The sequence below is a fragment of the Stenotrophomonas sp. 8(2023) genome (assembly GCF_030345295.1).
In the GTDB taxonomy this organism is placed as follows: domain Bacteria; phylum Pseudomonadota; class Gammaproteobacteria; order Xanthomonadales; family Xanthomonadaceae; genus Stenotrophomonas; species Stenotrophomonas muris.
On the sequence record NZ_CP128404.1, the window covers coordinates 133,805 to 158,783 of the forward strand.

Genomic DNA, 24,979 nt, shown 5'->3' on the forward strand with positions numbered 1-24,979 from the left:
CCCCCATGAAGATGCGCCTTCTCACCGGGTGGCAAGCCCGGTTCCATCTGGTGTGCCTGTTGATGCTGCTCAGCGCACTGGCCGCCGGTGCCTGGCCGGGCAGCGCCCATGCCCAGGCCCAGGTATCGCCGTTGCCGAGCGAAAGCGTGGCGGTCGAGCCGCTGCACGATGCGGCCGCCACCGCCGCGGCGCCGGCCGTGGCCGAAGCGGCCGCCGCCTATGATCGTGGCGACGTCGCCTGGATGCTCACCTCGACCCTGCTGGTGCTGTTGATGGTGGTACCGGGCCTGGCCCTGTTCTACGGCGGCCTGGTGCGTTCGAAGAATGTGCTGTCGGTGCTCAGCCAGATCCTGGTGGTGTTCTCGCTGGTGCTGCTGCTGTGGGTGGCCTATGGCTACAGCGCGGTGTTCAGCGCCGGCAATCCGTTCTTCGGCTCGTTCACCGAATTCGCCTTCCTCAAGGGCTTCACCCCGGAGTCGGTGGGCAACACGCCGATCAAGGGCCTGCCGGACTATCTGTTCGTCGCGTTCCAGTCGACCTTTGCCGGCATCACCACCGCGCTGATCGTCGGTGCCTTCGCCGAGCGCATCAAGTTCCGCGCGGTGCTGCTGTTCTCGGCGCTGTGGTTCACCCTCAGCTACATCCCGATGGCACATATCGTCTGGGGTGGCGGCTACCTGGGTGAGCTGGGTGCCATCGACTTCGCCGGCGGTACCGTGGTCCACATCAACGCGGGCGTCGCCGGCCTGGTCGGCGCGTGGTTCGTCGGTAAGCGCCTGGGCTATGGCCAGACCGCGCTGAAGCCGCACAATGTGCCGTTTACCTACATCGGCGCGATGCTGCTGTGGGTGGGCTGGTTCGGCTTCAACGCCGGCTCGGCAGCAGCGGCCGACACCGTGGCCTCGCTGGCCTTCCTCAACACCGTGCTGGCCACCGCCGCTGCCGTGCTTGGCTGGACCCTGGTGGAGGCGATCGGCAAGGGCAAGCCTTCGGCGCTGGGCGCTGCGTCGGGTGCGGTGGCCGGTCTGGTCGGCATCACCCCGGCCTGTGGCACCGTCGGGCCGCTTGGCGCGATCGTGATCGGTTTTGTCGCCGGCGTGGTCTGCGTGTGGGGCGTGACCGGCCTGAAGCGCCTGCTGAAGGTGGACGACACCGCCGACGTGTTCGGTGTGCATGGTGTCGGCGGCATCGTCGGCGCGATCCTCACCGGCGTGTTCAGTGCGCAGTCGCTGGGCGGCACAAAGGCCGATCTGGATATCGCCCATCAGGTCTGGGTGCAGGTGGTCAGCGTCGGCCTGACCGTGGTGTGGTCGGCGGTGATGACCGCGGTCATCCTGCTGGTGGTCAAGGTCGTGGTCGGCCTGCGGGTGACCGAAGAGGCCGAACGCACCGGCCTGGATGTGACTTCGCACGGCGAGTCCGCCTACGAGGCCTGACGTGGCGGCGCACTGACGTGGTGGGTGCCGACCGTTGGTCGGCACTTCCACTGTCCTTGTTCTGGTAGGTGCCAAGCTTGCTTGGCACGGGGTCTGGGTCTGCTCTGGTGGGTGCCGACCGTTGGTCGGCACAGCGGGTAGCCCATCCACGCATGGCGTGGCTCTACCGTTCCTGCTCCAATGGCTGTCTGCAGGTGGGCGTGTACACGCCTCCAACGACCTCGATGGACTACAGAACGGAGTAGGCGTGATTCAGGCGACTTCCGCAGCAGTGATGGAAGACATCGAATGGTATGTCTACCTGCTGACCCTGGACGACTACAGTCCGCATGCGCTGGTGCGTAGTGTGGCCGGCGCAGGAGATCGAGAACACTGGAGCTTCGCTGTGGAGCTCACCTGTCGCTGCCTTTCCTCCGGTCTGTGGCGACTCTCCTACGGCCTGCCTCCGGAGCTGGGGCTTTCCAGCATCGATCGTCGATCCGAGCACCAGCAGTCTGATCAACATCATGGTGCCTGGAGCACATGCATTGGATCCGGGCTTTGTGATCCGACAGGTGCTTCCGGATGGATTCGGTGGATTCTCAGTCTCAACCAGAGGCTGGGGTACGGGTTCGCGTCCAATGTTCAACTCGAATTGGTGGGCCAAGTGTGGAGTTCCAATACGCGCGATACTGGTGGCGAAGTTGGCAAGTTGCGGTGGCCTTGGAGTACTTTTCCCTCAAGGCAGAAATGCATGAGCTACCGGGGCTCTGATGGAAAGATGGTGGAGATCTGCCAGTGAGTGAGCGTGAGTTGGGGGCAAAGATTGTGTCTGTGATTGCCAGCTCCGTGCTTGGAGCGGCTCTATTCATAGGCATTCCGCTGAGTTCTCGGATAGGCAGCATTTCGCAGGCTGCAATTTTCACATCGCTGGTTTGCGCCATAGCCGCTGTGTCGGGCCTCATCTTCGGTGTGCCCGGGGTTATGCTTGTGGACAAGTTTCTTCCGCGGTTCAAAGCTCGTTATGTTGTAGCTGCACCAATCTGTGCCTTGTTGGCGTGGCTCGCGTTCGAGGGTGCCTTCTCTCCTGGCGCTTGGATAAAGGTCTGGACCAGTCCTTCCTTTTGGTTTGGGTGGGCTCCCAGGCGCGCTGGCATCATGCTTTTCATCGGGTTGGCCGTGGGTGCCTTCTACATGTTGATCTGGCCGCGGATTGGACGAATGATGAAGGTCAACACGGCCTTGTGACTGAGGGCGATGGAATCGGGTGCCTGTGCGCAGCACGGTGGCGGCAAATAGCCAGGCATACAGCGGCGCGGGGAAGTAGAGGGCATCGATGAGTACAACCGTGCACTGAACGCAGTGACGACGGCGCTGGTGGGCGGTGTGGCGGGACAGGGCGCTGGCCAGGCCGCGTCCAATGCACTGGCGCCCTATGCCGCTCACTTCATCGGCAGCACGCTTGACCCGAACCACGGCAGCGACCCCAATGCGACTCTGCAACTGCTGTCGCATGCGGTGTTGGGTGCGCTGCTGGCGGAAGCCGATGGTGGCAGTGCGGGAACCGGAGCGGTGTCCGCGGCCGGCGGCGAGTTGGCCGCGAAGGTACTGACTAATACATTGACCGGCGGAGACCCCTCCAAGCTGAGCCCGGAGCAGAAAGAGATGGTGCTGGCGTTGTCGCAGGCAGTTGGCGCACTGGCGGGCGGGCTGTCGGAGCAAAGGAAGGTCACGAAATGAGTGCTAGTGATGTGAAAGATGCTGGAAGAATTTCCGTTCAGGCTGCATATGTATTGATGTGCGTGTTCCTTCAGAAGTATATGGAGAGGGGGGAGGGGCAGGACACTCTTGTTGATCTGTTATCTTCGGGAGGGTCATTTCTATGGGCGAATGGCTTGCCCAACGATCCGGCAATGTGGGATGACTGGTGTGATGCATTTGCAGAGGTTGTCACCGTGGGGAGTGCTCTTAATTCTGAATTTTGTAGCGCACAAATTAATTCGTCGGGCGAGTACTTGGCGTTGCTGGATGCGTTCTCGTTAATGATGGTATTCCTTGAGTCGATTCTTGATCGATCTGGTGAGGATCTTCCGCTGTTCGAAGTTGTTGTTCGCCTTATGTCGCCTCTAGGTGATTCCGGTTGTCTTGATGATTCCTCTGTCTGGGCTGAGTGGGTGGAGTCGGTTAGGAAGGTGAGGGCATAGGGTTCTGGGCGGTTGCTTGTTCAATGGAAGTTGGGGTTAAACGGCCGCCTCGATGAAGTTGCTCGGCTTGACGGTGTTGCCAGTCTGTATGTCACCGGTCGAAGCAGTGGTGACGCGCCAAGGTAGATTTCTTCGCAATGCGGGCGCGGAGGGATTGACCAGATCGGCCACTGGCGGGATCTGAGGGGCCGTTGATGAATCATTTTGTTCAAGTTGTTATGACGGTTGTTCCCTGGGTTCACGTGTCCACGGTGTTGGAATCGATTCGGCGGCATGGCTGGGTCCGTTTCGAGGATTGAAGGTAGGTGATGAGGAACTTGGGCGCTTGGCTATTCGAATTGGAGTTTGAGATTTGGGCATGAGGTGGGGGCGTTATTGAGTTTTTTGCATGACAGCTCCCCAGTTCTCCAGCGATCCGGACGAAGCGAAGAACCACGGCTGCAGTCATGGTTACAATTCGTCCATGATCAGCCCCCGCCTTCTGGCTTCCACACTGCTGGCCCTGGCCCTTTCGGCCTGCACCGCCACCGCGCCTGTGCAGCACAACCCGCTCGCCACCTGGGTCCCATCACCCAACCAGAACGCGCGCACCCCGGTCATCATCGTCATCCACCACACCGAGCAGAAATCGGTGCAGCAGAGCCTGCATACGTTGCGCACGGCCAACAGCGGTGGGCCGGTCAGTGCGCACTACCTGATCGGCGCCGATGGCCATCGTTACCAGCTGGTGGCTGATGAGCGCCGTGCCTGGCACGCCGGCGCCGGGCGCTGGGGCACCATCACCGATCTCAATTCGGCTTCGATCGGTATCGAGCTCGACAACGATGGCCGCAGCCCGTTCAGTGCGGCACAGATCGAATCGCTGATCGTGCTGCTGCGCGATCTCACCACGCGCCTGAACATCCCGCCGCGCCAGGTGATCGGCCATGCCGACCTGGCGCCGACGCGCAAGCAGGATCCGAGCCGCTTCTTCCCATGGCAGCAGTTGGCTGAGGTCGGTTTCGGCGTGTGGCCGCGCGCGGCCGACGGCGCGGCACCGGAAGGTTTCGACGCGTGGAATGCCCTGGCCCGCTTCGGCTATCCGCTGGACAACCGCGAAGCCACCGTCGCCGCCTTCCACCGCCGTTTCCGTGGCCGCGACGACCTGCCGAAGACGCTGGATGCCGAAGACGCCCGCGTCCTGCACTCGCTGCTGCTGCAGACGCCGTGACTCCGCGCATGAACGCTTGGCCCCGCGCTGGGTTGCCGCCCAGCGGCCGGCCCGCCACCATGGCGGCATGATCGATTCCGCCACCTTCTTCAAGCGCAAGCACTGGACCCTGCTGGCAGCGGCCGTGCTCGCCGGTTGCGCCACCACCGCTCCGCGCACGGGTTCCGAAGCGCCCACGCCGACGTCGCCGCCGGCGGCCACCTACGCCAAGGTCGGCTGGAAAGCCCTGCCAGCGGTCTCGGACAGCGATCTGCAGGCCGGCTTCGTGGCTTGGCGCAGCAGCTGCGCCCGCCTGAAAAACGACGCTGTCTGGGCCAAGCCCTGCGCCACCGCCGCAGCGGTGTCAGACAAGGACCCGGCCGCGATCCGCCAGTTCCTGCAGCGCGACCTCGATGCCTATGCGCTGCGTGCCGGTGGCCATCAGGCCGACGGACTGATCACCGGCTACTACGAGCCGATCTACCCCGGCAGCCTGACCCGCACCGACAAGGCGACGGTGCCGGTCTACGGCACGCCGGATGATCTGGTGGTGGTGCAGCTGGACAGCCTCTACCCGGAACTGAAGGGCAAGCGCCTGCGCGGGCGCGTCGAAGGCAAGGTGCTCAAGCCCTATGACGACGCCGGCACCATCGCGGCCAAGGGCGCCAAGGCGCCGGTGCTGGCCTGGCTGACCGATCCGATGGACCTGCAGTTGCTGCAGATCCAGGGGTCCGGCCGCGTGCGCCTGGCCGATGGCAAGCAGGTACGGCTGGCCTATGCGGAACAGAACGGCCACCCCTACCGTGCCATCGGTCGTTGGCTGGTGGACCAGGGCCAGCTGAAGAAGGAAGACGTCACCATGGACGCGATCCGCGCCTGGGCCCGGGCCAATCCCGCGCGCGTGCCGGAACTGCTGCGCAGCAATCCCAGCTACGTGTTCTTCGTGCGCAATCCGGACAGCCCGGAAGGCCCGCGCGGTTCACTGAACGTGCCGCTCACTGCGGGCTACAGCGTGGCGGTGGACCGTACCGTGGTGCCGCTGGGCAGCCTGCTGTGGCTGTCGACCACGCGCCCCGATGGCACGCCCGTGGTACGCCCGGTGGCTGCGCAGGACACCGGCGGCGCCATCGCCGGCGAGGTGCGCGCCGACCTGTACTGGGGCAGTGGCGATGCCGCCGGCAAGCTGGCCGGCGACATGAAGCAGAAGGGCAACATCTGGATGCTGTGGCCGAAGGGCGTGCCCCTGCCGAACTGAACCAGCAGGGGGCGGATCCCTTTCCAAAGGAAAGGGCTCTGGCCCCGGATGCCTGATAATGGCGCCATTCCGAACTTTCCGGCCGCGCCTGCGGCCAGGACCCCTGCAATGACCTACGCAAAGCACAACGCAAAACCCGGCGCGAAATCCGCCGCAAAGAAGTACTACAAGCACTGGGCCGAATCGGGCCTGGGCAAGGGCAACGTGCTGATGGAAGCGCGCGGCGACAAGATCGTGCGGCAGGTGGAAATCTACGGCACCAAGATGGTCTGGGCCGACGAGCACGCCCACAGCGATGACCGTTTCCTGCTGGCCGACCAGCCGGTGTCGTTCCTGGATTTCGACGAGGACGACGAGATCTCCGCGCGTGAATTCGAAGCCGCCTGGAAGAAGGCACGGGAAGCCACCGGCTACCCGGTGTAATCCCCCCGGCTCCCGCCCTTGTAGCGCCGAGCCTTGCTCGACGCTGCAAAAGCGGGCATGTGAAATGTTATATAATTACATTTCACCATAACCGCCCCTTCCCATGAAGACTCCCACCCTTGTGGCCGCCCTGGCGGCCGCACCGTTCGCCCCTGAAGCTTTCGCACAGTCCGCCGATGCCGCGCTCACCCTCGGCAAGGTGCAGGTGCACCAGCACGGCGAAGGCCAGCTCAGTGCGCACCAGGTGCTGACCTCGGTGGACGTGCTGGGTGCAGACCAGATCGAAAACCGCAACGTTTCGCACAGCTGGGAACTGCTCGGGCAGATGCCCGGCATCCAGCTCACCGAAACCCGGCAGGGTGCCGAATCGGGCAAGGTCAGCTTCCGCGCCTTCAACGGCGAGGGCTACCTCAATGCCATCAAGACGCTGATCGATGGCATCCCCAGCAACGTCAACAGCGGCAACCAGCGCTTCATCGACATGCTGTTCCCGCTGGACATCAGCTACATCGAAGTAGTGCGTGGTACCAACGATCCGCGCTATGGCCTGCACAACATCGGCGGCAACGTGAACTTCGGTACGCGCCAGGGCGGCAGCTACACCGATGCGCGCCTGGCCTACGGCAGCTACAACACCCGTGATGCGCAGCTGGCGATTGGCCGCGAAGCCAATGGCTTCGCGCAGAACTACTTTGTCGGCACCCAGGCCAGCGATGGTTATCGCGACCACGACACCTCCAGGAAGTACTCGCTGGGCGGCAAGTGGTTCTTCGGCACGCTGGACGAAGGGCTGCGCGTGGGCCTGACCGCGCGCGCCTATCACCATGAAGCCGACGAACCGGGCTTCATGACCGCTGAGGAACTGCGCACGCACCGCCGTGGCAGCGAGCTGCGCAACGGCAACGACGGCGATGACCGCGACATGCGCCAGATCGCCGCGCACGTCGACCTGAAGCTGTCCGACGCACTCACCTTCGGCACGCGGCTCTACTACAACCGCTATGAAGACGACCGCCGCGTGACCTTCAGCGACCTGCCCACCGGCAACCTGCCGCGCCAGCGCCGCGTGTGGGATGAACGCCAGACTGGCCTGCTCAGCACGCTGACCTGGCAGGCCAGCTCCACGCTTACTGTCGAGGGCGGCCTGAACTACGAGCAGCAGGACAACGGCTATATCCGCGAGCGCTATGCCTACGCCGAACCGACCGATTACAGCCAGCCGCCGGCGCGCGTGCAGAACGACGACCGCCACAGCTTCGACAACTGGGGCGCCTACGTGCAGGCCATCTACCAGCCCGCCGAGGCGTGGAAGATCGTGCCGGCCTATCGTATCGATCGCTTCAGTGGCAGCACGCACCTGATGAACGGCATCACCGCCCGGCTGCAGGATTACGGCAGCATCGGCCAGCCCAAGCTGAGCATCATCCACAGCCTGGGCCAGACCACCCACGTCTACGCCAACTGGGGCCGCACCTTCCAGGTGCTGACCGGGTCCACCGCACCGGCCTACCTCACCCCGGGGCAGGCGCCGATGCAGCCGTCCACCAATACGGGCATGGAGCTGGGCCTGAAGTTCCAGCCGTTCCAGGGCGCCCAGGCGCGCCTGGCGGTGTGGCAGCAGGACGCGGAAAACGAGGTATCCAACATGCCTGCCACCGGCACCACGGTCACCCTGGGCAAGACCCGCCGGCGCGGCGTGGATGCGCAGTTGAGCCTGCAGCTGGGCGATGACTGGACGGTATGGGCGTCGCACGCCTACCAGGAAGCGAAGATCACCCGCGACGACCGCGATGCCGGCATTTCCCTGCACGGCCGCGAAGTGGCCGCCACCCCGCGCCACATCAGCAATCTGGGCGTGGACTACCGCGCCAGTGATGCGCTGCGGCTGGGCTTGCAGGCGCGTGCACAGGGCGATTACTACCTGGAAGAGCGCAACGTGGCCGGCAAGTTCGGTGGCTTCGCCGTGCTCGACCTCAGTGCTGCCTATCAGCTCACCCCGCGTTTCAGCGTGGACCTGCAACTGAAGAACGTCACCGGCCGCGAGTACGCCTACGCCTGGTACGACAGCTTCTTCTGGGACAGCGCCCGCCCGATGTTCTCGCCAGCCCCGGGCCGCAGCGTGTTCGTCGGCCTCAACATGAAGCTGTAGCCGGCCACGCATCTGGCAATGGTCGAGCTTGCTCGACCTGCAGCAGGGGTCAGATCCCTTTCCGCCAGGAAAGGGCTCTGACCCCGAACCCCGCGTTTTGCACTACATTGGTGCAATGTCCGACCCCGCACCCCCGCCGTCCCTTGATGCCCTGGGCACGCCGCTGGCCTGGGCCGGGGCCGATGGCTGCATTGCCGGCTGCAATCCGGCCTTCGCCCGCTGGCTGGGCGTCAGCGTCCGGCGCCTGCTGGGTCGGCCATTGGCCGCACTGGAAGTGCAGGGCGAGGCACTTGCCCATTTCCTGGCCCGCGATGAGCGCGACAGCCTGCGCCTGAACCGGCTGGCGCTGGCGGTGCCCGGCGAGGCGCCGCGCTTCGCCGAGGGCTGGATGAGCCGCCGCGACGATGGTGGCTGGCTGCTGGAGGCGCATCCGGTCGATGAATTCCCCGGGCTGGACCCAACCCAGGCGCTGCCCAGTGCGCTCAGCGCGGCGCTGAAGGGCCTGGCCCACGAGCTGCGCAACCCGCTGGCCGGGCTGAAGGGCGCGGCCCAGCTGCTGGCCCGCCGCGCGGCGCAGCGCGACGCCAGCGAACGTGAGCTGATCGAACTGATCGGCTCGGAGATCGAGCGCCTCAACGGCCTTCTCGACCAGCTGCTGTCGCCGGCCCCGGCCGCGCCGCATGCGGAACTGAACATCCATGCCGCGCTGGAACGTGTGCTGCGCCTGGCCGAGAACGAGGCCGGCTGGGCGGTACGCCTGCAGCGCGACTACGACCCCAGCATTCCCGAATTCCACGGCGACGCCGACCGCCTCACCCAGGCGGTGTGGAATCTGGTGCGCAACGCGATCCAGGCCGGTGCCGGCAGCATCACCCTGCGCACCCGCGTGGAGCATGGGGTGCGTATCGCCGAGCAGCTGCACACGTTGGCCTTGCGCCTGGAAATCGCCGACGACGGCCGTGGCGTGCCCGAGGAGCTGGCCGAACACCTGTTCCTGCCGCTGGTCAGTGGCCGTGCCGAAGGCACCGGGCTGGGCCTGGCACTGGCCCAGCAGGTCGCGCGCGAGCATCGCGGCACGCTCACCTACCGCTCGCGTCCGGGCCATACCGTGTTCACCCTGCTGTTGCCGATCGGCAACGGCGCCGCTCCTGCCGAGGAGGCCCCGCGCGATGTCTGAGTCCCCCACCACCGCACAGCGCATCTGGGTGGTCGACGATGATCGTGCGGTGCGCTTCGTACTGTGCACCGCGCTGCGCGAGGCGGGGTACCAGGTCGTTGATTTCGACAGTGCCGCTCCCGCCCTGCAGGCGTTGAGCGCGGGCCCGCCACCGGCGCTGCTGTTCACCGATGTGCGCATGCCCGGCGACGATGGCCTGGTACTGCTGGACAAGCTCAAGGCCGCGTTGCCGCAGCTGCCGGTGGTGGTGATGTCGGCCTATACCGATGTCGCCAGCACCGCCGGTGCGTTCCGCGGGGGCGCGCATGAATTCCTGTCCAAGCCGTTCGACCTGGACGATGCCGTGGCGCTGGCGCAGCGTGTGCTGCCGGCCGTGGCGCCCGCGCTGGCCGCCCCCAGCCCCGCCGCCGAAACGCCCGGCGACCAGCCGCCGCAACTGGTGGGCGATACCCCGCCGATGCGTGCGCTGTTCCGCGCCATCGGTCGCCTGGCGCAGGCACCGCTGGCGGTGCTGATCACCGGCGAGACCGGCACCGGCAAGGAGCTGGTGGCCAATGCGCTGCACCGCGAATCGCCGCGTGCGCAGGGCCCGTTCGTCGCGCTCAATACCGCCGCGATCCCGGCCGAACTGCTGGAGAGCGAGCTGTTCGGCCACGAAGCTGGCGCCTTCACCGGTGCGCAGCGCCGTCATGTCGGCCGCTTCGAGCAGGCCAACGGCGGCACGCTGTTCCTGGATGAGATCGGCGACATGCCGTTGCCGCTGCAGACCCGCCTGCTGCGTGTGCTGGCGCAGGGTGAGTTCTTCCGCGTCGGTGGCCGCGAGCTGATCCGCGTCGATGTGCGCGTGGTGGCCGCCACCCACCAGGATCTGGAAGGCCTGGTCGCGCAGGGCAAGTTCCGCGCCGATCTGCTGCATCGCCTGGACGTGGTGCGCCTGCAGTTGCCGCCGCTGCGTGAGCGCCGCGAGGACATCGCGCAACTGGCCAGCACGTTCCTGGCCGCCGCCGCACGCAGGCTGGATACGCCGCCGAAGCGCCTCACCGCCGCGGCTCTGCAGGCGCTGCGCGAACACGACTGGCCGGGCAACGTGCGCGAACTGGAGAACGTGTGCTGGCGGATGGCCGCGCTGGCCGCCGCCGACACCATCGGCGTGGCCGATGTCGATACCGCGCTGAACCGCGCGCGCGGCCGCCGCAACAGCGCCAGCGCAGCCGATCCGGGCCAATGGGAAGCGCTGCTGGCCGAATGGGCGCGCCGTCAGCTGGCCGAAGGCGTGGAAGGGCTGCACGCGCAGGTGCGCGAGCGGGTCGACCATGCCCTGCTGGAGGCAGCGCTGCAGATCACCCACGGTCGCCGCGCCGAAGCCGCTGCCCGCCTCGGCCTCGGCCGCAATACCCTTACCCGCAAGCTGGGCGCCGGGCGCCGTCGCGGGGGCCATTGAACGGTCCCTGCACGCGATCCTCGCGCCCGCTTGCCGAACCGTTGATCGTTCATGGACGATGCAATGCTTAGTGTCACCTGCAAGGAGTCTTCGATGCGTCTGTCCTTTGCCATCCTGCCGTTGTCCGCCGCCGTGCTGCTGTCTGCCTGTGGCAGCGCGCCGAAGAAGGCCGAGCCCACCCCGCCGCCGCCCACCGTGGTCAGCGCAGCGAAGCAGGGTGAGGCCAATCTGTCTCCGGCCTCGGCCAGCATCGTCAGTGGCCGCATCGCACTGATGGTGGAGCCCGGCGGTATCCACATCACCGGCCTGATCGGTGGCCTGCAGCCGATGCAGCAGGCCGGCTTCCACATCCACGAGCGCGGCGACTGCAGCGCGGTGGATGCCAGCAGCGCCGGCAACCACTTCAACCCCGGTGGCGCCGCGCATGGCCGCGCCGGCACCGGCAAGCACCACCTGGGCGACATGGACAACCTGCGTGCCGATGCCCAGGGCCGCGCCAACGTCGATATCCACCTCAAGGGCGTTACCCTTGGCGGAGGCGCCGCCACCGATATCGCCGGACGTGCACTGGTCGTGCATGCCAACGCCGACGACTATCGCAGCCAGCCCGCCGGCAATGCCGGCGTCCGCATCGCCTGTGGCGTGATCCGGGTCGTCCGCTGATCACTGCAGGCAACATCCAGGGAGAGATTCCAATGCGTCTGATCCACACTTCGCTGTTTGCGGCCATCGCCGCGCTGGGCCTGGCGGCCTGCGGCCAGCAGCCGGCCGCTCCGCAGACGGAAACCCCGCCGGCCGCCCCGGCCGAGGGCGCCACCACCGAACCGGCCGCAACGCCAGCCCCGGCGGATGCACCGGCTGCCGATGCCTCGGCCACCGCCGAACTGGCACCGACCCAGGGCAACGAAACCAAGGGCAGCGTCACCTTCAAGGTGGTCGACGGCAAGGTCCACGTGACCGGCCAGATCACTGGCCTGAAGCCGGGCAGCGAGCACGGCTTCCACATCCACGAGAAGGGCGACTGCAGCGCGCCGGACGGCATGAGCGCCGGCGGCCACTTCAACCCGGGCAAGCAGGATCACGGCAACGTCGCCACCGATCCGCACCACGGCGGCGACATGCCCAACATCAAGGCCGACGACAAGGGCGTGGCCAGCATCGACGGCCCGGTGTCGAGCAATGTCAACATCGGCAAGGGTGATGACTTCGACATCATCGGCCGCGGCCTGATCGTCCACGCCGATGCGGACGACTACAAGACCCAGCCGACCGGCAACGCCGGCGCACGCCTGGCGTGTGCGGTGATCCAGAAGGCCCCGTAAGAATCAAGGAACGCCGGCGCAAGCCGGCGTTCTTCTTTATCGGTAGTGCCGGCCGCTGGCCGGCAATCGCAGATCCGGACGTTGCCGGCCAGCGGCCGGCACTCCCCGTCTTCAGCGCGCCAGCAGTTCGCGCGCGTCCTGCCCGGCCTCGCAGTGCACGAACAGCACTGCGCCACTTCTGCTGAAAACGGGAAACACCGGCGCAAGCCGGCGTTCTTCTTTATCGGTAGTGCCGGCCGCTGGCCGGCAATCGCAGATCCGGACGTTGCCGGCCAGCGGCCGGCACTACCCGTCTTCAGCGCGCCAGCAGTTCGCGCGCGTCCTGCCCGGCCTCGCAGTGCACGAACAGCACCGGCACGCCGTGCGCTTCCAGCACCGCGGCCATCTGCCGCTGGCGCATCAGGAACTGCTCGTAGATGCCCTGCAGGCGGTCGCAATCGTTCTTGCTGTGGTTGTAGTACGCGCACCAACCGGCCGGATCGAACAGCGCCATGCGTGCCTCGCCATGGGTATAGCGCAGCAGCGGCTCGGGCGCGGCATTGAGCCACTCGTCTTCGCCCGGCGCCATGATCGCGGTCTCGATCAGCGGCCACAGCGCCGCCAAGCCCTGGTTGTCGTACTGCATCGACATCATCGCGGCCAGGTCGTTCACGGTGAAATAGCGCGCGTGTTCGATGCGGGCACCGAAGCTGTTCTGTGCCATCAACGCGGTGTCGGCATGCGCCATGCCGTTGGCCAGCAGTGTTTCTTCCAGCGCATTGGCCACCGCGTTGGTGGTGGCCACGTCGCTGCCGGTCAGCAGGAACGGCACCACGCGCAGGCCGCCCCCCACCAGGGTCGCATCGGCCTGGAACGGCAGCGGCACATCGCCTGCGGCATCGGTGCCGAAGGCCAGCAGGCGCGGGCCCTGGTTGCGGCCCGGGGCACGCATCTGCAGTTCTTCCAGGCGGCGATGGATCGGCCAGCCCGGGCGCAGTACTTCGGCCGGGTCGAAATGGGCGGCCGCGAACACCAGGTCCAGCTCGGCCACCTGCGGCACCAGCTTGGAAAGGTCACGGCCGACGCGTTCGGCCAGTTCACCGGCCTGTTCAGCGCTGAGCACCGCCTGGCGGGGGATTTCGCCGCCGGCCAGTTCCAGGGCCAGCACGCCAAGGGCATTCATCGCGGGGTCGGGTTTGCTCATGGTTCCACGGTTGGCCCATCACAGGGCGGCAGCTACACTTGGCTCCATTATGCCTGCTCCGCCGTGCAGGCCATGTTGCAGACACCCTCATCCATGCCAGGTATCTCCATGCCCAACGCTCGTCCCGTCGCCATCCTCGGTGGCGTCCGCATTCCGTTCTGCCGCCAGAACACCGCGTATTCGGATGTCGGCAACCTCGGCATGTCGGTCCGTACGCTGGGCGCGCTGGTTGAACGTTTCGGCCTGCACGGCCAGCAGCTGGGCGAAGTGGCGATGGGTGCGGTGATCAAGCACTCCAGCGACTGGAACCTGGGCCGTGAGGCCACGCTGTCCTCCGGCCTGTCGCCGCTGACCCCGGGCATCACCCTGCAGCGCGCCTGCGGCACTTCGCTGGACAGCATCATCACCGTGGCCAACAAGATCGCGCTGGGCCAGATCGAATCGGGCATCGGTGGCGGTTCTGACACCACGTCCGACGTGCCGATCGTCTACGGCAAGAAGCTGCGTGCACGCCTGCTGGCCGCCAACCGCGCCAAGAGCACCGGCGACAAGATCCGCGCGCTCACCGCCGGCTTCAAGTTCTCCGAGCTCAAGCCCGAGTTCCCGGGCGTGGCCGAGCCGCGCACCGGCAAGAGCATGGGCGACCACTGCGAGGACATGGCCAAGGAATGGAACATCTCGCGCGACTCGCAGGATGAGTGGGCGGTGTCCTCGCACAAGAAGCTGGCCGCCGCCTATGAGCGTGGCTTCTTCAACGACCTGATCGCACCGTTCCGTGGCGTCGAGCGTGACAACATCCTGCGCCCGGATACCTCGCTGGAAAAGCTGGCCACGCTGAAGCCGGCGTTCGACAAGGTCTCCGGCCGCGGCACGCTGACCGCCGCCAATTCCACCCCGCTGACCGACGGTGCCGCTGCGGTACTGCTGGCCAGCGAAGAGTGGGCGCGCGCGCACGGCCATGAGCCGCAGGCCTACCTGCGCGACGCGCATGTCTCTGCGGTGGACTTCGTGCATGGCGAAGGCCTGCTGATGGCGCCGACCATCGCGGTGCCGGAGATGCTCAAGCGTAATGGCCTGACCCTGCAGGACTTCGACATCTACGAGATCCACGAAGCCTTCGCCGCGCAGGTGCTGTGCACCCTGCGTGCGTGGGAGAGCGAGGATTACTGCCGCAACCGCCTGGGGCTGGACGCACCGCTGGGCCGCATCGACCCGGACAAGATCAACCTGCTGGGTTCGTCGCTGGCCACCGGTCATCCGTTCGCCGCCACCGGCGCCCGCGTCATCGCCACCGCCGCCAAGCAGCTGGCCGAACGCGGCGGTGGTCGCGCGCTGGTGTCGATCTGCACCGCCGGCGGCATGGGCGTGGTGGCGATCGTCGAACGCTGATCGCTGCGACCGCGCGCCAACCAAGGTTGGCGACTACCAGAAATGCGTGCTGGATCTGCTGTGGTAGATGCCGACCTTGGTCGGCCGTGAAACGGCATCGCTCGGAAAGGCCACGCGCCAACCAGGGTTGGCGACTAACGGGTCCCGCACATGAAAACGCCGCCCATTGGGCGGCGTTTTTTGCTCCTGTGGGTGCCGACCGTTGGTCGGCCCACTTCAGCAACGGTCACGGCAACCGCGGATTACCGAATTCGTCGCGCTCTTCGTTGGCGTCATACACCGGCGGCTGCACCGCGAGCGGCTGTTCTTCCACCGTGGCACGCAGTGGCGTCTCGCCGCCGCGCACCAGCGCCACGCTGTCCTCGCCGCGCTGCAGGCGCAGCGCATTGGCCAGGCACTGCGCGGCCAGCGCGTGTTCGCCACGCTGGGCGAACAGTTCACCCAGCGCTTCCCACGCCGGTGCACCGGCGCCGGCGGCGATGGCCTCGTGCAGGAACGCATCGGCGGCCTCCCACTGCTGCTGGGCCAGGGCCACGCGGCCCTGCGCCAGGCGCAACGCGGCCGAGCCGTCATGCACGTTGCGCCAACGTGCGAGGTTGGCCTGGCGGGTAGCCAGGCGCTCGGCCGGCAGACGGCCATACAGCGCCACCAGTTCGTCATCCCAGCGCTGGTCCAGGGCCTGTTCCAGCGCCAGCAGCGCCGGCTCGTCCCAGTCCAGCGCCACCGCGCGGCTGGCATAGGCGCCAACCACGTCCGGAGTCGGTCGCAGTGCCTTCGGCGTGGCTTCCCACTGCGCGGCCAGTGCGTTGACGTCGGCCGCTTCCAGCAGCGCTTGTGCAGCCAGGCGTGCTTCCAGTTCACTGCTGGCCTCGGCCGGCAGCACCTTGCTCTGGCGCAGTGCACCCAGCTGGCCATACGCCTCGTGGGCGCGGCCGGCCTGTGCCAGTGCCTCGGTGCGCAGCCACAGGCCACGTGGCGGCAGCGGCTGGATCGCCGCTACGTCCAATGCGTTGATCGCATCCACCGGCAGATCGCGCGCCAGCAGCTGTTCGGCGCGCAGCAGCGCCTGCAGGGTGGCATCACTTTCGCCCAGGCGCTGCAGCAGCGCCTCGCCAGCCGGGCCGTCGGCACGTGCCTGCGCGCTGCGCACGGCGTTGGCCAGCGCCACCGCGCTCACTTCCGGATCCTTGGCGGCACCGTCCAGCAGTTTCTCGGCACGCTGCCACTGGCCGTGCTCATAGGCCTGCAGGCCGTCGATCAGGCGCACCCGGCCCTGTTTGCGGCGGTAGCGGCCCCAGGCGCGGAACGGTGCGGCGATCAGGCTCCACAGCAGCCATAGCACCAGCACCGCGATCACTGCCAGCAGCGCCACCTTCGGCAGGTTGCTGTGGTAGTCGTAGCCGCCGTAGCGCAGGGTCACTTCGCCGAAGCGGTTCAGGTCTTCGGCGCCGAGCCATTGCGCAGCGACCACGCCGATGGCCACGGCCAGCAACAGCACGACCAGGGATTGCAGGGGTTTCATGCGGGCTTACCTCCGGTCGGTCTGGGTGCGCAGTTGTTGCAGGGTGCTGCCAAGGACAGCGTCGTTGGCCTGCAGCGGCAGTTCGCGCAAGGCCTTCAGTTCAGCACGTTGCGCGCGCAGGGCTGGTGAATCCGGCCAGCGCCGCTGTGCCCAGTGCTCCACGCGGTCCAATGCGGTATTGCGCCCCGCGCGGTCGCCGCGCTCGATTGCCGCACGTGCCAATGTCAGTTCCAGCTGCAGCGCGTCGTCGGCATTGCGCTGTTCGGCGGCGGTCAGCGGGCCGTTCTGGCGGCTCGGGGTGATGTCCACGAACGGCGCCAGAGCTGCCTGCCACCAGGGTTTGGCGGTGCTGCTGCCGGTCGTGCCGGTGATCTGCGAAGGCAGGCCCTGCAGTGCCCTGCCCACAGCATCCAGGCGCTGCAGCGACTGCACGCGGGGGCCGCTGCCGAGCGCATCCAGTGCCTCGCGCTCCTGCACCAGCGCCTGGCGCAGGTTCAGGCCATCACTGTCGGGCAGTTCGGCCAGTGCCGTCGCGGCCTGGGCGTACAACCGGCGTGCGCCTTCCACATCGTCGGCGTAGTTCAGGCGCTGCGCGGCCTGGGTCAGCAGCAGTTCGGCCTCATCGCGCTGTACCGCCTGGCGGCCCTGGTTGGCGCTGTCGGCCAGCTTGGCCAGGTTCTCTTCCAGCAATGCGCTGCGCTGGGAAAGGCCCAGCATCTCGTCGCGCAGCACGCGGTTGGTGGCGGCCGCGTCCTGCAGGCGCTGGCTGGTCGCGCGCTGGTCACGACGCAGCGCATCCAGCGTGGCCTCCAGGCCCTTCAGCTGGACAGCCGTGGTCTGTGCCTGCGCTGCCTGTTCGTTCTGTTGCTGTTGCCAGACGTACCAGCCGGCATAGCCGCCCACGCCGAGCACGACCACACCGGCCAGCGGCAGCAGCCAGCGCACGGGTCGACGGGGCGGGGAAACGGGCGGAGTGTCGTTCATCGGGCTTCCTTGTCGGCAACGTCGCCGGTCGGGGGCCGGCAGGCCGCGTTGTGCACAGCATCACTGTTGCCGACGACAGCGGCAAGCGTGACCCACGTCCCTGTTCAGGTCGCTGCCGGGACGGTGAGCGTGGCGTGTGCGGCCGCCACCAGCTGCGCGCTGGTGGGGCCTGCCGCGCGCACGACATGCTGCAGGCCCAGTGCCCGGGCCTGTTCGCCGAGGCGATCACTGGCCACCACGGCAGTCGCGTGCGCCTGCAGGCGCTGCTGCAAGGGCGGCGGAAGCTGCTGCCAGAAATGCTGCAGCGCTTCGCCACTGCTCACCGCCAGCATCCACGGCTGCGCTGAATGCGCCAATCGGGCCAGCGCACGGGGCGGCAGATGCAGCAGGCGACGCTGGTAGATGTCGGCACGTTCGATTGTGGCGCCGGCCGCCTGCAGCTGCGCGGCAATCAGGCCACGCCCGCCGGGCGCGGTCACCAGGCCGATGCGCAGGCCCTGTACGTCAGCCAGCACCGGCAGCGCCAGCAGGCCTTCACTGTCCATCCGCTGCGGCGCATGCACCTCGGTGATGCCGTGTGCCCGCAATGCGCGCGCGGTGCCTTCGCCGACGGCCAGCCACGGGCTGCGCTGCGCCTCGGCCAGCGGCAGCAGGGTGGCGGCCGCGGTCACGGCGGCCGGGCTGGTGAACACCACCCGATCGCAGTTCAGCGCGCGTTGCAGCTGACGCACCACAGGCGTGCCATGCAGGCGCTGCAGGCGCCAGGGCGCCAGGGCCAGGACATCCCCGCCCAGCCCAGCAACGGCGCGGCGCAGCGCCACATTCTGGCCCCGCGGGCGCAGCGAGATCAGGGTCCAGCGCGCGCCGGAACGGGTGGCGCCAGTGGGTATCGTATGGTCGGCCATTGCCTGCATTATGCGGGCCCTTCGTTGTCGTGGTCGCTGCTCCGATGTCCGTTGATGCCCTGACTTCCTCGTTGGCCGCCCTGCAGGACGTGCTGGACTGCATGCCGGCGGTGCGCGCCATGCAGATCCAGCTCGACGGCTATGCCGATGGCGTGCTGCGCATCACCGCGCCGCTGGCCGCCAACGTCAACGACAAGGGCAACGCCTTCGGTGGCAGCCTGGCCTCGGTGCTGACCCTGTCCGGCTGGGCGCTGGTCAGCCTGCGCCTGCGCCTGGCCGGCCACGATGCCGAGGTCTACGTGGCCGACAGCAACCTGCGCTACCTGGCCCCGGTCTACGAAGACCTGCACGCCCACGCTGAGGCGGCCGAGGCCACCGGCTGGGATGCCTTCCTGAACACCTTCCGGCAGCGCCGCAAGGCCCGCATCAGCATCATCGCCACCCAGCCCGGCGCCGATGGCAAGCCCGCCGCCGAATTCAGCGGTCGCTTCGTTGCCTTCGCCAAAGGGTAGGATGGCAGGCTGACGTTCTGGGGAAACCACTGATGCGCCGCCTGATCCAGTTCCTGATCTGTTCCCTGCTGCTGGCCAGTGCCGTGGCCTCGGCCGACGACCTCAGCCGCAAGCAGCGCAAGCTGCTGGAAGAGACCCAGATCGCCTACGGGGCGACCATCCGCTGGGGCAGCATGGACGATGCCATCGGCTACCTCGACCCCAAGCTGCGCAAGGAAAAGCCGCCCACCGAGTTCGAGCTCAACCGTTACGCGCAGCTGCGCGTGTCGTCCTACCGCGAGCGCAGCAGTGCCTCACTGGACGGGGGACTGGTCGAGCGCCGGGTCGAAATCGGGGTGATCAACCAGAACACCCAGGCCGAGCGCACGGTGGTCGTGGTCGAGCGCTGGCGCTGGGACCCGGAAGCCAAGCGCTGGTGGCAGACCGCCGGCCTGCCGGACCTGTGGAAGGGGCAGTGACGGGCCGCGTCCGGCTTGTGCGACAATCGGCGCCCGCTTAATCGACCCGTGACCTGAGTGAATTACGAAGAGTTGCTGGCCTTTGCAGGCCGAAACCCGATGCTGTCCGCGGCCCTGGTCGGCCTGACCGTGGCCATCATCGTCACCGAGATCCGCCGCCTGTTCCGGGGCTTCAAGGGCATCAAGCCCGCCGAACTGACCCAGCTGATCAACGCGGGCGGCACGGTGGTGGTCGACCTGTCGGCCAGCGGTGACTTCGAGAAGGGCCACATTGCCGGCAGCCGCAACGCCCAGGCCAGTGCCTTCGGCCCGGACCACAAGCTGGTGGCCAACGCCAAGCAGTCGCCGGTGGTGCTGGTGTGCCGCAGCGGCAACGCCTCGGAAACCGCCGCCAAGGCGCTGAAGAAGGCCGGCTTCGAGAAGGTCTACGTGCTCGACGGCGGCATTCCCGCCTGGCAGCAGGCCGAGCTGCCGCTGGTCAAGGGCCGCAACTGATTGCCGCAGGTGGCGGATCCGGCCTTGTATGGGCCTGATCCCGCCCCCATCGCAGTAATTCGACCATCGTTTTCATTGCATTCATTGGAGTTACTGGAAATGTCCGAAGAGATCACCAACGGCGCTGCTGCGCCGGTCGATGCCGCCACCGGCCCCGCTTTCACCGTCGAGAAGATCTACGTCAAGGACGTCTCCTTCGAGTCGCCGAACGCCCCGACCATCTTCAATGACCAGGTGCAGCCGGAGCTGCAGCTGAACCTGAACCAGCAGGTGCAGCGCCTGGGTGAGAACGCCTTCGAAGTCGTGCTGGCCGTGACCCTGACCTGCCAGGCCGGTGAGCGCACCGCCTACGTGGCCGAAGTGAAGCAGGCCGGCGTGTTCGGCCTGGTCGGCCTGGACCCGCAGTCGATCGACGTGCTGCTCGGCACCCAGTGCCCGAACATCCTGTTCCCGTACGTGCGCCAGCTGATCAGCGACCTGATCCAGGCCGGCGGCTTCCCGCCGTTCTTCCTGCAGCCGATCAACTTCGAAGGCCTGTACGCAGAAACCCTGCGCCAGCGCCAGGAGCAGGGCGACGCACCGTCGCTGGCTGACTCCGAGCCGGCTGGCAACGCCTGATTCCTGCCGCGACGTCACGGATGAGCACTCCCGCTGACAAGATCGCCGTGCTGGGCGCCGGTTCCTGGGGAACCGCGCTGGCCAGCCTGCTCGCACGGCACGGTCACCCGACCGTGCTGTGGGGGCGCGACGCTGCCGTGGTCGAGGCCATCGACCAGCGCCACGAGAACCCGCGCTACCTGCCGGGCATCCCGCTGCCGGACAGCCTGCGTGCCACCACCGACCTGGCGTCGGCGGTGGAAGGCGCGGCCTGGATCCTGGTGGTGACCCCGTCGCATGCCTTCGGTGAAACCGTGCGTGCGCTGGCGCCGCTGCGTCCGGCCGGTGCCGGCGTGGCCTGGGCCACCAAGGGCTTCGAACCCGGTTCGGGCCGTTTCCTGCATGAAGTGGCGCGCGAAGTGCTGGGCGAGGACGTGCCGCTGGCCGTCGTCACCGGGCCATCGTTCGCCAAGGAAGTAACCCAGGGCCTGCCCACCGCGATCACCGTGCACGGCGACGTGCCCGAGTTCGCGCAGACGGTGGCCGAGGCGATGCATGGCCCGGCGTTCCGCGCCTACACCGGCGACGACATGGTCGGTGCCGAGCTGGGCGGTGCGATGAAGAACGTGCTGGCGGTGGCCACCGGCGTGGCCGATGGCATGCAGCTGGGCCTCAACGCCCGTGCCGGCCTGATCACCCGCGGTCTCAATGAAATGCTGCGCCTGGCTGCGGCGATCGGCGCCAAGCCGGAAACGCTGATGGGCTTGGCCGGCCTGGGCGATCTGGTGCTGACCTGCACCGGTGACCTGTCGCGCAACCGTCGCCTGGGCCTGGCCCTGGGCCGTGGCCAGACGTTGCAGGATGCCGTGCGCGAAATCGGCCAGGTGGTCGAGTCGGTGCAGACCGCCGACGAAGTGATGCGACAGGCACGCCGCCATGGCATCGACCTGCCGATCTCCGACGGCGTGCGTGCCGTGCTGCACGGCGAGCAGACCCCGGAAGAAGGCCTGCGCGCACTGCTGGCGCGGGAACAGAAACCGGAATACCCGGACACGCTGTTCAAGTGAATCGAAAAACCCCGGCCACGTGCCGGGGTTTTTTATGTGCGCGAGCCATCCACGCATGGCGTGGATCTACTGCCGAACCCGCTTCTGGTAGCTGCCAACCTTGGTTGGCGCCCGACGGCGGCAATCACCGCGCCCGTGGCGGCGCGCTGGTGTTGTCCATGTCCGAGAAGATCAACCACGGCCCGTCGCCCACGCGCTTCAGCGTCAGCGTGAACTTGCCGGTGTCCCCCTCGTTGCTGCCGTAGCGATACGCACCAATGATGTAGCCCGTGTTGCCCTCCACCGAGTGAGCCAACGCCCGCAGCCGCAACGGACTGCCGCCCTGGCCGGCATACGCGGCCTTGATCGCAGTACGCCCGCGCACCGGCGGCTGGTTGCTCTGCAGTACAAAACCATCCTCGGCAAACAGCGCAGCCAATGCCTTGGCATCAGCCGAGCGCCACGCCCGCTCGTAATCGCGCAGTACGCGCTCCAGCGGTGCGGGCAGGGCTGCGCCTGGGAGAGGCTGTGCAGGCATCGCGTTTTCTGCATCGTGGGCAATTGCCGGCGATGCCATCAGCAGGGCACTGCAGAAGATCTTGGCGAGTCGTGTACGGCGCATGCGTCCGGCTCCAGGCGATGACGGGACGCTACGAACGCATCCTGGCACGGTGCTGGTTAGAATCACGCGGCTGCCGATTTGCTGGATGCAGTGCAGATCAGACAAGGACAGGGAATGAAGATTCGAATCACAGGGATGGCACTGACGGTCGCATTGCTGGCCGCCTGCGGGCAGGCACCGGCACCCGATGCAGCACCAGCCGCACCAGCACCGGCCACAGAAGCACCTGCGGCCACGGCAACGGTGGGCGAGAAGGCGCCATCCATCGAAGATGGCGTGGATCCCTCGGTGTGGGACAACGAAGGCGAACCGGAAGACCCGAGTGCCGGCGGCGAACTCACCTGCGCGGACAACCCGCTGGCGACGCATTTCTTCACCCTGGTGGGCGGCAATACCGTGGACGACTGCGGCCGCAAGGACCCGAAGGTGCTGGCCGCGTTCAACGCCCTGATGAAGGACACAGCCGCAGCCGAATCCGCTGACAGGGAGATTCCATCGCTGCGCGAACGCCTGTTGAGCGGGCCCAGCGGTCCTGGTGAGCTGCTGGTGCTGCAGGGCGAGCCGTGGTGGTTCTATACCGCCTGCCAGGCCCACGACTGCCCCGGCACCGCGTTGGCGATGCTGTATTCGCCGACGGAGGCGAAGATGGTCGGCCGTCTTACCGCGCGCTGTCGTGTGTGGTGGCTGGGCGAGCCGACGGCGGAACAACGTGCGCAGATTGAACAACGCCAGCCACTGCAGGATGCCGCGTTGAAGGAAGACAGCGCGCTCTGCGAGTGATGTGGTGCCCGCCTCACCCTTCCGGCCGCATGCGCGCGCTGGCCTGTGCGTTCATGGCCAGGCACGCCAGGATCAGCCCTTCCATCACCCGGTCGCCCACGTACTCGGCCTCCGTGCCGTTCTGACGCACGCGCTCGGCCGCCAGCAGCAGCTCCAGCGTCACGCGTTGGCCGGCCAGTGCACAGTCCGCATCGGCCAGCGCCATGCAGCGGCCCGGCATCTGGTGACGCTCTGGCCAGGGCTGGCCGTCGGCGGCCGCGCCTTTGCCGATGCGGTGAAGCGTGGCGATGAAGGCATTCGGATCGGTCGCAGCCGCGTGCTCTGGCGGCCCACCGCCAGTGGCGGATGAGCGATGCGGATGCAGGCGTGGGAAGTCCGGTGATGTCATGGCAGTGCCCCGTGCAGGACAGACGGTAGCCGCCACGCAAAGGTGGCGGGCGGAGACGTGGCTCGAAAACCGGGACAGTGCGTACAAGGCCGGCAGGCACAAGGCCTCCACGCTCCGCCCGCCATAGTCGGCAGACGAATTGCCCGCCGGCGCCACACTGGGTGACGCCGACGGGCAGGCGCATACAACGTACGCATTGCCACGGGTTTTCGAGGCCCGGCCACCTTTTTCCGGTGGCACGCCATCTGTACCGCCGTCGCTGCGAAACGCCAATCAGACGAGTTGCAAACAGCGTTCGATCAAAGACGCTTTCAGCATTCTTGCATGCTGTTAAGTCGTCGCGGACGCAGGCGCCGCAACGGCCGTAGCAGCATGGGGAATATGCGACATGGTTCGAACTTGATGACAGGGATATGGGTACCCCACCAAGCCGATGACGACAGTGCGGAGCGAAGAACGTAAATCGAACTCGCCCCACTCTGGTTGTCAGCGCTCTTGGGGTCTTTCGTACCAGGCCTGAGTACGGTTGACGATGCGCACCACGGACAGCATGACCGGCACCTCGATCAGCACGCCCACCACCGTCGCCAGCGCCGCCCCGGAATGCACGCCGAACAGTCCCACCGCAGTCGCCACCGCCAGTTCGAAGAAGTTGCTGGCACCAATAAGCGCTGACGGGCCGGCCACGCAATGTGCCACGCCCAGCCGACGGTTGAGCAGGTAGGCCAGGCCCGAGGTGAAATAGACCTGGATCAGGATCGGCACGGCAATCAGCGCGATTACCAGCGGTTGCTTCACGATCTGCTGGCCCTGGAACCCGAACAGCACCACCAGCGTCAGCAGCAGCGCGGACAGGGACAGCGGCCCCAACCTTCGAAGCGTGAGTTGCAGGCCCGCCTCGCCGCTGCGCAAAAGGATCCAGTGCCGCAGCAGTGCAGCAGCCAGCACCGGCACCACGATGTAGAGACCAACGGACAGCAACAGCGTATCCCACGGTACGGTGATCGCCGACAGGCCGAGCAGCAGTGCAACCACCGGCGCGTAGGCAACCACCATGATCGCGTCGTTCAACGCCACTTGGCTCAGGGTGAAGTTGGCATCACCGCGGCACAGGTTGCTCCACACGAACACCATGGCGGTGCAGGGTGCGGCTGCCAGCAGGATCAGCCCGGCGATGTAGCTGTCGATCTGTGCTGCGGGCAGCCAGTCGGCGAAGGCATGGCGCAGGAACAGCCAGCCCAGCAGCGCCATCGAGAACGGCTTGACCGCCCAGTTGATGAACAGTGTTACCCCGATGCCCTTCCAGTGTTGCTGCAACTGGCGCATCGCGCGGAAGTCGACCTTCAGCAGCATCGGGATGATCATCAGCCAGATCAGCACCGCAACCGGCAGATTGACCTTGGCCACTTCGGCGGACGCCAGCACCGCGAAGGCACCGGGCAGGACGTGGCCCAGCAGCGTGCCCATCGCAATGCACAGCACAACCCACAGCGTCAGGTGTCGCTCGAACAGGCTCATGGCAG

At 67.0% G+C, this 24,979-nt stretch carries 26 protein-coding genes; 19 read left to right on the forward strand and 7 right to left on the reverse strand.

Going from position 1 to position 24,979, the window contains the following annotated elements; translation table 11 throughout:
* The first annotated feature begins 5 nt into the window (after positions 1-5).
* The 12 genes from amt (at position 6) to QP609_RS00615 (ending at position 12,575) form a co-directional block, all read left to right on the forward strand.
* Entirely contained in the window at positions 6-1,436 is a 1,431-nt protein-coding gene (gene amt, locus QP609_RS00560) for an ammonium transporter (RefSeq protein ID WP_014645492.1), read from the forward strand.
* 274 nt (positions 1,437-1,710) lie between these two features.
* Complete coding sequence (locus tag QP609_RS00565) at positions 1,711-2,217, forward strand: hypothetical protein (RefSeq protein ID WP_146257712.1); 507 nt, start codon at positions 1,711-1,713, stop codon at positions 2,215-2,217.
* Positions 2,218-2,777: 560 nt separating this feature from the next.
* A complete protein-coding gene (locus QP609_RS00570; RefSeq protein WP_197621574.1) occupies positions 2,778-3,155 on the forward strand; it encodes a VENN motif pre-toxin domain-containing protein in 378 nt (125 codons plus the stop codon).
* Positions 3,152-3,619: a hypothetical protein gene (locus QP609_RS00575; protein WP_197621575.1), complete on the forward strand. Its 468-nt coding sequence runs from the start codon at positions 3,152-3,154 to the stop codon at positions 3,617-3,619. The genes QP609_RS00570 and QP609_RS00575 overlap by 4 nt, the downstream gene beginning before the upstream one ends.
* Positions 3,620-4,082: 463 nt before the next feature.
* Positions 4,083-4,829 carry an N-acetylmuramoyl-L-alanine amidase gene (locus QP609_RS00580; protein ID WP_197621576.1) on the forward strand — a complete coding sequence of 249 codons (747 nt, stop codon included), beginning with the start codon at positions 4,083-4,085 and terminating at the stop codon, positions 4,827-4,829.
* A gap of 67 nt (positions 4,830-4,896) precedes the next feature.
* Complete coding sequence (locus QP609_RS00585) at positions 4,897-6,063, forward strand: MltA domain-containing protein (RefSeq protein WP_164109089.1); 1,167 nt, start codon at positions 4,897-4,899, stop codon at positions 6,061-6,063.
* A 108-nt stretch (positions 6,064-6,171) separates the two neighbouring features.
* Entirely contained in the window at positions 6,172-6,486 is a 315-nt protein-coding gene (locus tag QP609_RS00590) for a hypothetical protein (RefSeq protein WP_005411860.1), read from the forward strand.
* A 103-nt stretch (positions 6,487-6,589) separates the two neighbouring features.
* Positions 6,590-8,635, forward strand: a complete 2,046-nt coding sequence (locus QP609_RS00595) for a TonB-dependent receptor (RefSeq protein WP_197621577.1) — start codon at positions 6,590-6,592, stop codon at positions 8,633-8,635.
* A gap of 115 nt (positions 8,636-8,750) precedes the next feature.
* Positions 8,751-9,812, forward strand: a complete 1,062-nt coding sequence (locus tag QP609_RS00600; RefSeq protein WP_032959394.1) for an ATP-binding protein — start codon at positions 8,751-8,753, stop codon at positions 9,810-9,812.
* A complete protein-coding gene (gene ntrC, locus QP609_RS00605) occupies positions 9,805-11,253 on the forward strand; it encodes a nitrogen regulation protein NR(I) (RefSeq protein ID WP_014645497.1) in 1,449 nt (482 codons plus the stop codon). Before QP609_RS00600 ends, ntrC begins: the two co-directional genes overlap by 8 nt.
* Before the next feature lie 93 nt (positions 11,254-11,346).
* A complete protein-coding gene (locus QP609_RS00610; protein ID WP_014645498.1) occupies positions 11,347-11,916 on the forward strand; it encodes a superoxide dismutase family protein in 570 nt (189 codons plus the stop codon).
* A gap of 32 nt (positions 11,917-11,948) precedes the next feature.
* Entirely contained in the window at positions 11,949-12,575 is a 627-nt protein-coding gene (locus QP609_RS00615; protein WP_111206061.1) for a superoxide dismutase family protein, read from the forward strand.
* A 295-nt stretch (positions 12,576-12,870) separates the two neighbouring features.
* On the opposite strand, the gene QP609_RS00620 is transcribed toward QP609_RS00615, so the two are convergent.
* Positions 12,871-13,758, reverse strand: a complete 888-nt coding sequence (locus tag QP609_RS00620; RefSeq protein ID WP_041862938.1) for a hypothetical protein — start codon at positions 13,756-13,758, stop codon at positions 12,871-12,873.
* A gap of 93 nt (positions 13,759-13,851) precedes the next feature.
* Here QP609_RS00620 and QP609_RS00625 point away from each other — a divergent pair, with 93 nt between their 5' ends.
* Entirely contained in the window at positions 13,852-15,147 is a 1,296-nt protein-coding gene (locus QP609_RS00625; protein WP_087786464.1) for an acetyl-CoA C-acetyltransferase, read from the forward strand.
* A 226-nt stretch (positions 15,148-15,373) separates the two neighbouring features.
* Here QP609_RS00625 and QP609_RS00630 read toward each other — a convergent pair whose 3' ends face one another.
* The 3 genes from QP609_RS00630 to QP609_RS00640 form a co-directional block, all read right to left on the reverse strand.
* Positions 15,374-16,669 (reverse strand): heme biosynthesis HemY N-terminal domain-containing protein, encoded by a 1,296-nt coding sequence (locus QP609_RS00630; RefSeq protein ID WP_197621392.1) that lies wholly within the window; start codon positions 16,667-16,669, stop codon positions 15,374-15,376.
* 6 nt (positions 16,670-16,675) lie between these two features.
* The gene (locus QP609_RS00635) at positions 16,676-17,653 is read right to left on the reverse strand and encodes a uroporphyrinogen-III C-methyltransferase (protein ID WP_032959352.1); all 978 of its coding nucleotides are present in this window, start codon (positions 17,651-17,653) and stop codon (positions 16,676-16,678) included.
* Positions 17,654-17,757: 104 nt separating this feature from the next.
* Entirely contained in the window at positions 17,758-18,567 is an 810-nt protein-coding gene (locus QP609_RS00640; RefSeq protein WP_197621393.1) for a uroporphyrinogen-III synthase, read from the reverse strand.
* A 35-nt stretch (positions 18,568-18,602) separates the two neighbouring features.
* Here QP609_RS00640 and QP609_RS00645 point away from each other — a divergent pair, with 35 nt between their 5' ends.
* From QP609_RS00645 to QP609_RS00665, 5 genes are all read left to right on the forward strand, one after another.
* Positions 18,603-19,070, forward strand: coding sequence for a YiiD C-terminal domain-containing protein (locus tag QP609_RS00645; RefSeq protein ID WP_005407593.1), 468 nt, complete (start codon positions 18,603-18,605; stop codon positions 19,068-19,070).
* 32 nt (positions 19,071-19,102) lie between these two features.
* On the forward strand, positions 19,103-19,528 hold the full coding sequence (locus tag QP609_RS00650; protein ID WP_014035526.1) for a hypothetical protein: 426 nt from the start codon (positions 19,103-19,105) through the stop codon (positions 19,526-19,528).
* 57 nt (positions 19,529-19,585) lie between these two features.
* A complete protein-coding gene (locus tag QP609_RS00655) occupies positions 19,586-20,023 on the forward strand; it encodes a rhodanese-like domain-containing protein (protein WP_014645505.1) in 438 nt (145 codons plus the stop codon).
* A 99-nt stretch (positions 20,024-20,122) separates the two neighbouring features.
* A complete protein-coding gene (gene secB / locus QP609_RS00660) occupies positions 20,123-20,641 on the forward strand; it encodes a protein-export chaperone SecB (RefSeq protein ID WP_005407596.1) in 519 nt (172 codons plus the stop codon).
* 20 nt (positions 20,642-20,661) lie between these two features.
* The gene (locus QP609_RS00665; RefSeq protein ID WP_005420929.1) at positions 20,662-21,687 is read left to right on the forward strand and encodes an NAD(P)H-dependent glycerol-3-phosphate dehydrogenase; all 1,026 of its coding nucleotides are present in this window, start codon (positions 20,662-20,664) and stop codon (positions 21,685-21,687) included.
* A 124-nt stretch (positions 21,688-21,811) separates the two neighbouring features.
* On the opposite strand, the gene QP609_RS00670 is transcribed toward QP609_RS00665, so the two are convergent.
* Positions 21,812-22,288: a nuclear transport factor 2 family protein gene (locus tag QP609_RS00670; protein WP_164077210.1), complete on the reverse strand. Its 477-nt coding sequence runs from the start codon at positions 22,286-22,288 to the stop codon at positions 21,812-21,814.
* Between the two features lie 114 nt (positions 22,289-22,402).
* On the opposite strand from QP609_RS00670, the gene QP609_RS00675 reads away from it, so the two are divergent.
* On the forward strand, positions 22,403-23,068 hold the full coding sequence (locus QP609_RS00675; protein WP_164077211.1) for a hypothetical protein: 666 nt from the start codon (positions 22,403-22,405) through the stop codon (positions 23,066-23,068).
* Positions 23,069-23,081: 13 nt separating this feature from the next.
* Here the strand turns inward: QP609_RS00675 and QP609_RS00680 are convergent, their stop codons facing one another.
* Together QP609_RS00680 and arsB are read right to left on the reverse strand one after the other, a co-directional pair.
* A complete protein-coding gene (locus tag QP609_RS00680; protein WP_197621394.1) occupies positions 23,082-23,456 on the reverse strand; it encodes a hypothetical protein in 375 nt (124 codons plus the stop codon).
* Positions 23,457-23,942: 486 nt separating this feature from the next.
* Positions 23,943-24,974 (reverse strand): ACR3 family arsenite efflux transporter, encoded by a 1,032-nt coding sequence (gene arsB / locus QP609_RS00685; RefSeq protein ID WP_014645509.1) that lies wholly within the window; start codon positions 24,972-24,974, stop codon positions 23,943-23,945.
* Positions 24,975-24,979: the final 5 nt, after the last annotated feature.